Source organism: Pseudomonas extremorientalis (assembly GCF_024584605.1).
Classification (GTDB): Bacteria; Pseudomonadota; Gammaproteobacteria; order Pseudomonadales; family Pseudomonadaceae; genus Aquipseudomonas; species Aquipseudomonas extremorientalis.
Window position 1 is genome coordinate 5,819,955 of sequence record NZ_CP089519.1, and the last position, 11,800, is coordinate 5,831,754.

The following is an 11,800-nucleotide window of genomic DNA, read 5'->3' on the forward strand; positions in this document are numbered from 1 at the left end:
GCCCGCAACGTTCGGCCAATCCCATCGAAGCGTATCCCATGTCTCTGCCAGCCTCCCTCAGCCAACACATCATTCGCCGCCCCCAGCGCATTGCCTTGCTGGCGCATATCGCCGAGCAGGGTTCCATCACCCGCGCGGCCAAAAGCGCAGGCTTGAGTTACAAGGCGGCGTGGGATGCCATCGACGAGTTGAACAACCTCGCACAAAAGCCGTTGGTAGAACGCAGCGTGGGCGGCAAGGGCGGCGGCGGTGCCAAGTTGACGACCGAAGGTGAGCGCGTGTTGCGTCTGTACCAGCGTCTGCAAGCGCTGCAAGCCGAGGTGCTGGGCTCCGATGAAGCCGCCAGCGACTTCAACCTGCTCGGCCGCTTGATGCTGCGCACCAGCGCGCGCAACCAATTGCATGGCCAGGTCATCGCCATCGAGCAGCAGGGCCGTAACGATCTGATCCGCCTGCAACTGGCCGGCGGCCTGAGCCTGGACGCGCAGATCACCCACGACAGCACGCAGCGCCTGGAGCTGGAAACCGGTGTGGAAGTGGTCGCATTGATCAAGGCCGGATGGCTGGAATTGCTCCCATCCAAGCAATCTGCAACACCTGGACACAATTGCATGAGCGGCACCGTCGACGCCATTCTCGACGCCGACGACGGCCCCGGCGAAGTGCGCATCGCCCTGCCCAATGGCCAGGTTTTATGCGCCCTGGCGCGGCCCGACGCACTCAAGGACGTGGGCGCCGTCGTAGGTAAAACCATCACCGTGCAGTTCGCGCCGAGCAATGTGCTGCTCGGTACGCCGGTGTAGCCGCAGCCCGCCTTCAAACTGCAACCATTTCGTCACGCCCGCTCCTTATGGTGTCTGCAAAAACCGCAGGGAGCCTGAGATGAGCCTACTAGAAGAAAACCAAGCCACCGACCTTGAACAGATGGTCGGCCTCACCCGCCGCCGCTTTATCGGCGCTGGCGCCCTGTGCGGTGCCGCAATGTTCCTCGGTGGCAACCTGCTGAGCCGCAGCGCCCTGGCCGTCAACGCCGCCAGCGCCAGCAGCCCGCTGCTGGGCTTTACCAGCATCGCCGCCGCCACCAGTGACGCCATCACCTTGCCGCCAGGCTACAGCGCCTCGGTGCTGATCAGTTGGGGCCAACCGCTGAGCAAGAGCGCACCCGCCTTCGACCCGTCCGGCAACGGCACGGCCAAGGCCCAGGAGCAGCAGTTCGGTGACAACAACGACGGCATGAGCCTGTTCGCCTTCCCGGGCGACGACAACCGTGCGCTGATGGCGATCAACAACGAATACACCAATTACCGCTACCTCTTCGCCCACGGCGGCGCGCCGCAATCGGCCGAAGACGTGCGCAAGGCCCAGGCCAGCGAAGGCGTGTCGGTGATCGAAGTACGGCGCAAGGGCGACACCTGGCAGTTCGTGCAGGACTCGCGCTACAACCGGCGCATCCACGGCAACTCGCCGATCAACCTCAGCGGCCCCGCCGCTGGCCACGCCTGGCTGAAAACCAGCGCCGACAAAACCGGCAAGAAAGCCCTCGGCACCTTCCAGAACTGCGCCAACGGCAAGACGCCGTGGGGTACTTACCTGACGTGCGAAGAGAACTTTACCGACTGCTTTGGCAGCAGCAACCCGCAACAAACCTTCGACGCCGGGCAGAAACGCTACGGTGTGGTGGCCGCCAGCAAAGACATCAACTGGCACCCGCACGACCCGCGCTTCGACATCGCCAAGAACCCCAACGAACTCAACCGCCACGGTTGGGTGGTGGAAATCGACCCGTTCGACCCCAAGTCCACGCCGGTCAAGCGCACGGCCCTGGGCCGCTTCAAGCACGAAAACGCCGCCCTGGCCGAAACCCGTGACGGCCGCGCCGTGGTGTACATGGGCGACGACGAACGCGGCGAGTTCATCTACAAGTTCGTCAGCCGCGACCCGATCAACCACCACAACCCCAAGGCCAACAAGGACCTGCTCGACCACGGCACCTTGTACGTGGCGATCTTCGACGCGGGCGACGGCAACGCCGATCACCCCAAGGGCAAGGGCCAATGGGTCGAACTCACCCACGGCAAGAACGGCATCGACGCCAGCACCGGTTTCGCCAGCCAGGCCGAAGTGCTGATCCACGCGCGCCTGGCCGCCAGCGTGGTGAAGGCCACGCGCATGGACCGCCCGGAATGGATTGTGGTCAGCCCCACCGATGGCCAGGTCTATTGCACCCTCACCAACAACGCCAAACGTGGTGAAGACGGCCAGCCGGTGGGTGGCCCCAACCCGCGTGAAAAAAACGTCTACGGCCAGATCCTGCGCTGGAAGGCCGACGCGGATAACCACGGTTCCACCGAATTCAGCTGGGACCTGTTTGTGGTGGCCGGCAACCCGGGCGTGCACGCTGGCACGCCAAAGGGTGGCTCGTCGAATATCAACCCGCAGAACATGTTCAACAGCCCGGACGGCCTGGGTTTCGACAAGGCTGGACGCCTGTGGATTCTCACCGATGGCGACTACAGCAACGCGGGTGACTTCGCGGGCATGGGCAACAACCAGATGCTCTGCGCCGACCCCTCCACCGGGGAAATCCGCCGTTTCATGGTCGGCCCGGTAGCGTGTGAAGTGACGGGCATCAGCTTCTCGCCGGATCAGAAGACGTTGTTTGTGGGGATTCAGCACCCAGGCGAAACCGGCGGTTCGACCTGGCCGGAACATCTGCCAAATGGCAAGCCGCGCTCGTCAGTGATGGCAATTCGGCGGGATGACGGCGGTATCGTCGGCGCCTGACAAAGCCTCATCGGGGGCAAGCCCCCTCCAACACTGACTGTGTTCACAGTCAAAATATGTGAATGCAGTCAATGTGGGAGGGGCGGTGCGACGATTCGACTTGCCCCCGATAGCAATGGCACAGCCACCACCTATCTCAGCCCCGGTGCGTTACCATACCCGGCCGGACGCGGCGCCCTGCTGCGCGCAGGAGTTCGCATGGCCCACCCGTTTGAAACACTCACCCCCGACCTGGTCCTCGACGCCGTCGAAAGCATCGGTTTCCTCAGCGACGCTCGCGTCCTGGCACTCAACAGCTACGAAAACCGCGTCTACCAAGTGGGCATCGAAGGCGCCGAGCCACTGATCGCCAAGTTCTACCGCCCGCAGCGCTGGACCAACGAGGCGATCCTCGAAGAACACCGCTTCACCTTCGAACTGGCCGAATGCGAAGTGCCGGTGGTCGCGCCACTGATTCACAACGGCGAAAGCCTGTTCGAACATGCCGGATTCCGCTTCACCCTGTTCCCGCGCCGTGGCGGCCGCGCGCCGGAACCAGGCAACCTCGACCAACTCTATCGCCTCGGGCAGCTGCTCGGCCGTTTGCATGCGGTGGGCTCTACCCGCCCGTTCGAACACCGTGAAGCCCTGGGCGTGAAGAATTTCGGGCACGACTCCCTCACCACCCTGCTCGAAGGCAATTTCATCCCCAAGAGCCTGTTGCCGGCCTACGAGTCCGTGGCCCGCGACCTGCTCAAGCGTGTGGAAGAGGTGTACAAGGCCACGCCGCACAAGAACATCCGCATGCACGGCGATTGCCATCCCGGCAACATGATGTGCCGCGACGAGATGTTCCACATCGTCGACCTGGATGACTGCCGCATGGGCCCGGCGGTGCAGGACCTGTGGATGATGCTCGCCGGCGATCGCCAGGAATGTCTGGGGCAGCTGTCGGAATTGATGGACGGCTATCAGGAGTTCCACGACTTCGACCCGCGTGAACTGGCGCTGATCGAACCCCTGCGTGCCCTGCGCCTGATGCATTACAGCGCCTGGCTGGCACGCCGCTGGGATGACCCGGCGTTCCCCCATAGCTTCCCGTGGTTCGGCAGCGAGCGGTATTGGGGCGATCAGGTGCTGGCGCTGCGCGAGCAATTGGCGGCCCTCAACGAAGAACCCCTGAAACTCTTCTGACCTGTCGAGTTAAATGTGGGAGGGGGCTTGCCCCCGATTGCAGTCTGCCAGTTGATGCATCTGTGACTGACACACAGCAATCGGGGGCAAGCCCCCTCCCACCCAAAGCAAAGCAGATCACATTGCCCGCCAAATGTACTTACAATCACGCCTTTGTTAGCTGCCTAAGCAAGGATTCTGCAATGCACGCCGCCAACCCCCGCAAGGGGTACATCCTGGGCCTGAGCGCCTATGTCATCTGGGGCCTGTTCCCGCTCTACTTCAAAGCCATCGCCAGCGTGCCCGCCGCAGAGATCATCGTGCACCGCGTGCTGTGGTCGGCGCTGTTCGGCGGTTTGCTGTTGATGGTGTGGAAACATCCCGGCTGGTTCCGCGAACTGCGCGACAACCCCAAGCGCCTGGCGATCCTGGCACTCAGTGGTTCGTTGATCGCGGGTAACTGGCTGACATACGTGTGGTCGGTCAACACCGGGCGCATGCTGGAGGCGAGCCTGGGTTACTACATCAACCCGTTGGTGAATGTGGTACTGGGCATGTTGATCCTGGGTGAACGCCTGCGCCGTTTGCAGTGGGTCGCCGTTGGGCTGGCTGCGGTGGGTGTGGCGCAGCAGGTGTGGCAAGTGGGCAGCCTGCCGTGGGTATCGCTGGTACTGGCGTTGACCTTTGGTTTCTACGGGCTGATTCGCAAGCAGGCACCGGTGAAAGCCCTGCCGGGGCTGGTGGTGGAAACCTGGATGCTGGTGCCGATTGCGGTTGCATGGCTGCTGTTCAACCCGACCGCCCACAGTGCGCAGATGGAATTCTGGGGCACCTCCGAAGCCTGGTGGCTGGTAGCCGCCGGCCCGGTGACACTGATCCCGCTGGTGTGTTTCAACGCCGCCGCACGGCATTTGCCCTATACCGCCCTGGGCTTTTTGCAGTACGTCGCGCCGACCCTGGTATTGCTGGAAGCCGTGCTGCTGTTCGGCGAGCATCTGGCACCAAGCACTTTGACCGCCTTCGCGTTCATCTGGGCGGGCCTGGTGGTGTACAGCGTGGATATCTGGCTCAGCGCACGCAAACGCTGATCAAATAACGTACAAACCTCTGCAAGCCATAATCTACGTGGCTTGCAGACATCCACCCCAAGGTTATCCACAACCTGATCCCCGCCATTTGTGCACAAGCCCTTGAAACTGCTCGTTTTTTGCTCAAGTAGCGAAGAACCCCGCACGGCGTGGCCTGGCGCCGGGTCTCTACAGGTTATCCACAGGCCCATGCAAGATTTCCATGCATAACCCTGTGGGCCAATTATTCCTCGTGATGCAGTTCCACCATCAGGTCGTCCGCCAGGGTTTCCAGGGACAACTGCAAGGTATCCAGGGATAACGCTGCCGGCACCTGCAGCAGCGCTTCAGCAGTAAACAACGGATCACCGCTCATGGGCGCCGGGCGCACGTCCGTGCTCAGGCTCTCCAGGTTCACGCCCTGCTTGCTCAGCAGCGCCGTAATCTCGCGCACAATGCCCGCACGGTCATTGCCCACCAGCGTCATCATGATCGACTTGGAGGCCGAGGCCTGCCCGCTGCTGCCTTCGCCCACCAGCACGCGAATGCCGTGTGTGGATAAGTCCTCCAGCGCGCCGACCAGCGCCTGACGGTTCTCTGTTGGAACGCTGACCCGCAGGATCCCGGCAAATTGCCCGGCCATGTGCGCCATGCGGCTTTCCAGCCAATTGCCACCGTGGGTGGCAATATTCTGCGCGATGCGTTCAACCAGGCCGGGTTTGTCGGCGGCGATAATTGTGAGTACAAGATGGTCCATGGCGAAGCCCTCTGAATTCAATCTACAAGGTGGACTCGGAAGCCCTCGAAAACAAATCGTGTACCATTTTTATATTTATCTGGAACAATCCAATAGTTTTTTGAGAACATCCGGTTCTCCGCTGTGACCGTACGACCAAAGTGGGTCGCTAAACGACGTATTTAGTCTAATTTTCACAACCGCAAGTCATCATGTAGTATGCCCAACCGTGCACTACATAATGAAAATCTGAAAAAGCGCATAAGCTCCGCAGAGTGAGGCAAGCAATGACTGAACACGTTCAAGTCGGTGGCCTGCAGGTCGCCAAAGTCCTGTTCGACTTCGTGAACAACGAAGCCATTCCCGGTACCGGCATCACTGCCGACCAGTTCTGGGCCGGTGCCGACAAGGTCATCCACGACCTGGCACCGAAGAACAAAGCCCTACTCGCCAAACGCGACGATTTCCAAGCGCGGATCGATACCTGGCACCAGACTCACGCAGGTAAAGCGCACAACCCCGTGGCTTACAAAGCCTTCCTGCAAGACATTGGATACCTGCTGCCAGAAGCCGCGGATTTCCAGGCCACGACCCAAAACGTCGATGACGAGATCGCCCGCATGGCCGGCCCGCAGCTGGTGGTGCCCGTGATGAACGCGCGCTTTGCCCTCAACGCCTCGAATGCGCGTTGGGGCTCGTTGTATGACGCCCTGTACGGCACCGACGCCATCAGCGAAGCCGACGGCGCCGAGAAGGGCCAGGGCTACAACAAAGTCCGTGGCGACAAGGTGATCGCCTTCGCCCGCGCCTTCCTCGATGAAGCCGCACCGCTCAGCGCCGGCAGCCATGTGGATTCGACCGGCTACAAGATCGTCGATGGCACGCTGATCGTCAGCCTCAAGGGCGGCAGCAACAGCGGCCTGCGCGACGACTCACAACTGATCGGCTTCCAGGGTGACAGCGCCCAGCCGATTGCGATCCTGTTGAAACACAACGGCCTGCACTTCGAAATCCAGATCGACGCCAACACCCCGGTCGGCCAGACCGACGCCGCCGGCGTCAAAGACGTGCTGGTGGAAGCCGCGCTGACCACCATCATGGACTGCGAAGACTCCGTCGCCGCCGTGGATGCCGACGATAAAGTGGTGATCTACCGCAACTGGCTCGGCCTGATGAAGGGCGACCTGGCCGAAGAAGTGTCCAAGGGCGGCAAGACCTTCACCCGGACCATGAACGCCGACCGCGTGTACACCGGCGTAAATGGCCAGGACGTGACGCTGCATGGCCGTTCGCTGCTGTTCGTACGCAACGTGGGTCATCTGATGACTATCGACGCGATCCTCGACAAAGACGGCAACGAAGTGCCGGAAGGCATTCTCGACGGGCTGATCACCAGCCTGGCCGCGATCCATAGCCTCAACGGCAACAGCAGCCGCAAGAACAGCCGCACCGGTTCCGTGTACATCGTGAAACCAAAGATGCACGGCCCGGAAGAAGCCGCGTTCACCAACGAGCTGTTCGGCCGTATCGAAGACGTGCTGAAGCTGCCACGCAATACGCTGAAAGTCGGGATCATGGACGAGGAACGCCGCACCACGGTCAACCTCAAGGCCTGCATCAAGGCCGCCAGCGAGCGCGTGGTGTTTATCAACACCGGCTTCCTCGACCGTACGGGCGACGAGATCCACACCTCCATGGAAGCCGGCGCGATGGTGCGCAAGGCGGCGATGAAGGCGGAAAAATGGATCGGCGCCTACGAAAACTGGAACGTCGATATCGGTTTGAGCACCGGGCTGCAAGGCCGTGCGCAGATCGGTAAAGGCATGTGGGCGATGCCCGACCTGATGGCGGCGATGCTCGAACAGAAAATCGCCCACCCACTGGCCGGTGCCAATACCGCGTGGGTGCCATCGCCTACGGCGGCGGCGCTGCACGTGTTGCACTACCACAAGGTCGACGTGTTCGCCCGCCAGGCCGAGTTGGCCAAGCGCGAGCGCGCGTCGGTGGACGACATCCTGACCATTCCCCTGGCCAGCAACACCGATTGGTCTGACGAAGAGATCCGCAACGAGCTGGACAACAACGCCCAGGGCATCCTGGGTTATGTCGTCCGCTGGATCGACCAGGGCGTCGGCTGCTCGAAAGTGCCGGACATCAACGATGTGGGCCTGATGGAAGACCGCGCCACCCTGCGTATCTCCAGCCAGCACATCGCCAACTGGCTGCGCCACGGCATCGTCGACGAAGCCCAGGTGATGGAAAGCCTCAAGCGCATGGCGCCGGTGGTGGACCGTCAGAATGCCGGGGACAAGTTGTATCGTCCGCTGGCGCCGGATTTCGACAGCAACATCGCGTTCCAGGCAGCGGTGGAGTTGGTGATTGAAGGGACCAAGCAGCCGAACGGGTACACCGAGCCGGTGTTGCACCGTCGGCGTCGGGAGTTCAAGGCTAAAAACGGCCTGTAAATGAAAAAGCCCTGATCGAGAGATCGGGGCTTTTTCTTTGGGGTTGTGGTGGCTGAACTGGCGCTATCGGGGGCAAGCCCCCTCCCCCAACTCATAGAACATGTGGGAGGGGGCTTGCCCCCGATAAGGCCGTTATAGACACCGCAGAATCAGGACGCCATCCCCAACTCCCGCTTCACCATCTTTGCCAATTTCACGCTATCAATCGGCTTGAGCAAAAAGTCCACTACGCTCAAGTGCATCGCATCGATCACGTCCGGCGCTTCGGCGTCTCCCGACATGATGATGATCGGCAACGCCGCCCGGGTGGATTCACGCACTTGTCGGATCAGTTCCAGGCCATTGCTGGGCGCCATGCGCAGGTCGGTGATCAACAAACCGATAGAGCTGCTGGACTTCAACAAATCCCACGCCGCCTCACCACTGTCGGCGGTCATGCAGCGAATACCGTCCAGCCCCAGGATTTCCGCCAGCAGTTCACGCGCGTCCTTGTCATCGTCAACAATCAACACGCGTTGTGGCGGTAAATCAGGCTCCAGCATCACGGCGCTCAGCGCCTCACGCTCGGCATCGCTCAAAATATCGTGGTCGGACATACGGTTCTCAGCAATTCTCATCTAGCTCCCAGCACACTCGTCAGACATCTGTGGAAGGGCGATCAATGTGCACTTCGTCGGAAAGTTTGACTAGTGGGTGTTCTACGGGGTTTGGACGATAGTCATGTAAGGTTTTTCCCTAGTTCTATGGTGTTTTCAGCGACCTAGACTTACGTCCAATGGGCACCCGCTGCGCAGGAGTCGACCATGAGGGACGATAACGACAAAAAAACTGCGGTCACTGTTATGAGTAAAGCTGATGCCTACGCCCAGGCGGGGAAAACTGCTGTACTGCAAAATATCCACGGCACCCTGCAATTCCTGCAACGTTTCCCGCCGTTCAACCAGATGGAAAACGCGCACCTGGCGTTTTTGGTGGAACAGTGCCAGTTACGCTTCTACAGCCCCGGCGACAGCATCCTCAAACCGTCGGGCGGCCCGGTAGAGCATTTTTATATCGTCAAGCAGGGTCGCGTCGTGGGCGAGCGGCCGGACAGCGCCGAAACCACTTTTGAAATCACCACGGGCGAATGCTTCCCCCTGGCAGCCCTGCTCGGCGAACGGGCCACCCGCACCGAGCACAAGGCCGCCGAAGACACCTTCTGCCTGCAACTGAACAAACCGGCGTTTATCAAGCTGTTCGCGCTGTCCAGCCCGTTTCGCGACTTTGCCCTGCGCGGCGTCAGCAGCCTGTTGGACCAGGTCAACCAGCAAGTGCAGCAAAAGGCGGTGGAAACCCTCGGCACTCAATACTCCCTGAACACTCGCCTGGGTGAATTGGCCATGCGCCACCCGGTAACGTGCAGCCCCACCACACCGCTGCGCGAGGCCGTTACGCTGATGCATGAGCAGCAGGTGGGCAGTATCGTGATCGTCGATGAACACAAAGCGCCCCTGGGGATTTTCACCCTGCGCGACCTGCGCCAGGTGGTGGCCGATGGCACCAGCGATTTCAGCCGGGCCATTGAAGGCCATATGACCCAGGCACCGTTTTTCCTGACCCCGGACCACAGCGCCTTCGACGCGGCCATCGCCATGACCGAGCGGCATATCGCCCATGTGTGCCTGGTCAAGGAGCAGCGCCTGTGCGGCGTGGTGTCCGAACGCGACCTGTTTTCCCTGCAACGGGTGGACCTGGTGCACCTGGCGCGCACCATCCGCAACGCACCGCGGGTAGACAACCTGGTAGCGATTCGCGGCGAAATCGGCCAATTGGTGGAGCGCATGCTGGCACATGGTGCGTCGTCCACCCAGATCACCCACATCATTACGCTGCTCAACGACCACACCGTGTGCCGGGTGATCGAACTGACCCTGGCCGAGAAAGGCGACCCCGGCGTGCCGTTCAGCTGGCTGTGCTTTGGCAGCGAAGGCCGCCGCGAGCAGACGCTGTATACCGACCAGGACAATGGCATCCTGTTCGATGCCAAGGACGCCGCCGAAGCGGCCGAGATGCGTGGCCGGCTGCTGCCGCTGGCGCAGCAGATCAACCAGAGCCTGGCGCTCTGCGGGTTCAGCTTGTGCAAGGGCAATATCATGGCCGGCAACCCGGAGTTGTGCCTGTCGCGGGCTGAGTGGGCGCGCCGTTTCGCAGCGTTTATCCGCGAGGCCACGCCGGAGAATCTGCTGGGTTCCAGTATCTATTTCGATCTGCGGGTGGTGTGGGGCGACGAGCGTGGCTGCGAGCAACTGCGCCAGGGCATTCTGGATCAGGTCGCGGACAACCGATTGTTCCAACGCATGCTGGCCGAGAACGCGTTGCGCCAGCGCCCACCTGTAGGACGCTTCCGCGAGTTTGTGCTGACCCGTAAAGGGGGCGAGAAAGCCACCCTCGACCTCAAGGTGCAGGGCCTTACGCCATTTGTGGACGGCGCGCGCCTGCTGGCCCTGGCCAATGGCATCCACGCCAACAACACCCTGGAGCGCCTGCGCCAACTGGTGGTCAAGGAAGTGATCGAGCCCCTGGACGGCGCCGCCTACGAAGAGGCCTACCACTTTATCCAGCAAACCCGCATGCAGCAGCACCAGTTGCAGACCCGCGAGAACCAGCCGTATTCCAACCGCGTCGACCCCGACAGCCTCAACCATCTGGACCGGCGCATCCTGCGGGAATCCCTGCGCCAGGCCCAACGCCTGCAAAGCAGCCTGACGTTACGGTATCAGCTGTGAGCTTGTTCAACTGGCTGCGTACGAAAAAACCGGGGCTCGACAGCACGCAACAACAGCGCCTGGAGCAACTGTGCAAGCCTTCGCCTCTAGGCAACGAACCTTTGCGCAGCCAGCGCTGGGTGGTGGTGGACCTGGAAACCAGTGGCCTGAACCTCAATCGCGACCAGGTACTGTCCATCGGCGCGGTGGTGATCGAGGACGGCGCGGTGGACTTCTCCCAGATGTTCGAACGCACCCTGCAACGCGCCGAGACCAGACTCAGCCCCAGCGTACTGATCCACGGCCTCGGCCCCAGTGCCATTGCCGCCGGCAGCGACCCGGCCGAGGCACTGCTGGATTTCATGGAGTTCGTCGGCGACAGCCCTTTACTGGCCTTCCATGCGCCATTCGATCAACACATGCTGTGCCGGGCGCTCAAGGACAGCCTGGGTTACCGCCTGGCCCACCCGTTCCTGGACGTGGCCGACATCGCCCCTTTGCTGTGCCCCGACGCGCATATCCGCGAGGCCGGGCTGGACGACTGGATCAACCATTTCAACCTGCACGTGGGCGAGCGCCATCACGCCAGCGCCGATGCCCTGGCCACGGCAGAGCTGATGCTGATCCTGTTCAGCCGCGCACGGGCGCAGCACATCGACACGCCACAGGCGCTGCTAGAGCGTTTGAGCCAATGGAAACGGCGTAAACACGCGCCCTCTTTCTAAGGCCGCCGATCCTTGTGGTGAGCAGGCTTGCCCCGGTACAAACCGACAGACGCCAATTGCGCCCACCCCACGGCTCTGACACAATCGCGAATAATTCTCGTTAGTTTAAACATCGCGTTTACCAGGT

Annotated in this window: 9 protein-coding genes; 7 read left to right on the plus strand and 2 right to left on the minus strand. The window is 61.6% G+C overall.

The genetic code is table 11. The features are described from left to right. Positions 1-38: 38 nt before the first annotated feature. The 4 genes from LUU92_RS26455 to rarD all read left to right on the plus strand — a co-directional run bounded on the left by LUU92_RS26455 (position 39) and on the right by rarD (position 5,024). Entirely contained in the window at positions 39-803 is a 765-nt protein-coding gene (locus tag LUU92_RS26455) for a molybdenum-dependent transcriptional regulator ModE (protein ID WP_071490267.1), read from the plus strand. A 79-nt stretch (positions 804-882) separates the two neighbouring features. Further along, a complete protein-coding gene (locus LUU92_RS26460) occupies positions 883-2,784 on the plus strand; it encodes a PhoX family protein (protein WP_222540541.1) in 1,902 nt (633 codons plus the stop codon). A gap of 198 nt (positions 2,785-2,982) precedes the next feature. Then, positions 2,983-3,957, plus strand: coding sequence for an SrkA family protein kinase (locus LUU92_RS26465; RefSeq protein ID WP_257102854.1), 975 nt, complete (start codon positions 2,983-2,985; stop codon positions 3,955-3,957). Positions 3,958-4,139: 182 nt separating this feature from the next. Beyond that, complete coding sequence (rarD, locus tag LUU92_RS26470) at positions 4,140-5,024, plus strand: EamA family transporter RarD (protein ID WP_071490270.1); 885 nt, start codon at positions 4,140-4,142, stop codon at positions 5,022-5,024. A gap of 223 nt (positions 5,025-5,247) precedes the next feature. On the opposite strand, the gene LUU92_RS26475 is transcribed toward rarD, so the two are convergent. Continuing rightward, positions 5,248-5,760 (minus strand): glycine cleavage system transcriptional repressor, encoded by a 513-nt coding sequence (locus tag LUU92_RS26475; RefSeq protein WP_071490271.1) that lies wholly within the window; start codon positions 5,758-5,760, stop codon positions 5,248-5,250. A gap of 266 nt (positions 5,761-6,026) precedes the next feature. Between LUU92_RS26475 and LUU92_RS26480 the strand changes: the two genes are divergently transcribed. Further along, positions 6,027-8,204 (plus strand): malate synthase G, encoded by a 2,178-nt coding sequence (locus tag LUU92_RS26480; protein ID WP_071490272.1) that lies wholly within the window; start codon positions 6,027-6,029, stop codon positions 8,202-8,204. Between the two features lie 149 nt (positions 8,205-8,353). Here the strand turns inward: LUU92_RS26480 and LUU92_RS26485 are convergent, their stop codons facing one another. Continuing rightward, positions 8,354-8,800, minus strand: a complete 447-nt coding sequence (locus tag LUU92_RS26485; RefSeq protein WP_058426679.1) for a response regulator — start codon at positions 8,798-8,800, stop codon at positions 8,354-8,356. Positions 8,801-9,046: 246 nt separating this feature from the next. Between LUU92_RS26485 and LUU92_RS26490 the strand changes: the two genes are divergently transcribed. Then, positions 9,047-10,969, plus strand: a complete 1,923-nt coding sequence (locus LUU92_RS26490; RefSeq protein ID WP_170856044.1) for a putative nucleotidyltransferase substrate binding domain-containing protein — start codon at positions 9,047-9,049, stop codon at positions 10,967-10,969. Beyond that, the gene (locus tag LUU92_RS26495; RefSeq protein ID WP_071490274.1) at positions 10,966-11,673 is read left to right on the plus strand and encodes a 3'-5' exonuclease; all 708 of its coding nucleotides are present in this window, start codon (positions 10,966-10,968) and stop codon (positions 11,671-11,673) included. Before LUU92_RS26490 ends, LUU92_RS26495 begins: the two co-directional genes overlap by 4 nt. The last annotated feature ends 127 nt before the right edge of the window (positions 11,674-11,800 follow it).

Bases quoted from the DNA above. Each gene is read 5' to 3' on its own strand.
- rarD (WP_071490270.1), top strand. From the start codon at position 4,140: ATGCACGCCGCCAACCCCCGCAAGGGGTACATCCTGGGCCTGAGCGCC.
- LUU92_RS26455 (WP_071490267.1), top strand. From the start codon at position 39: ATGTCTCTGCCAGCCTCCCTCAGCCAACACATCATTCGCCGCCCCCAG.
- LUU92_RS26465 (WP_257102854.1), top strand. From the start codon at position 2,983: ATGGCCCACCCGTTTGAAACACTCACCCCCGACCTGGTCCTCGACGCC.
- LUU92_RS26485 (WP_058426679.1), bottom strand. From the start codon at position 8,800: ATGTCCGACCACGATATTTTGAGCGATGCCGAGCGTGAGGCGCTGAGC.
- LUU92_RS26460 (WP_222540541.1), top strand. From the start codon at position 883: ATGAGCCTACTAGAAGAAAACCAAGCCACCGACCTTGAACAGATGGTC.
- LUU92_RS26480 (WP_071490272.1), top strand. From the start codon at position 6,027: ATGACTGAACACGTTCAAGTCGGTGGCCTGCAGGTCGCCAAAGTCCTG.
- LUU92_RS26490 (WP_170856044.1), top strand. From the start codon at position 9,047: ATGAGTAAAGCTGATGCCTACGCCCAGGCGGGGAAAACTGCTGTACTG.
- LUU92_RS26475 (WP_071490271.1), bottom strand. From the start codon at position 5,760: ATGGACCATCTTGTACTCACAATTATCGCCGCCGACAAACCCGGCCTG.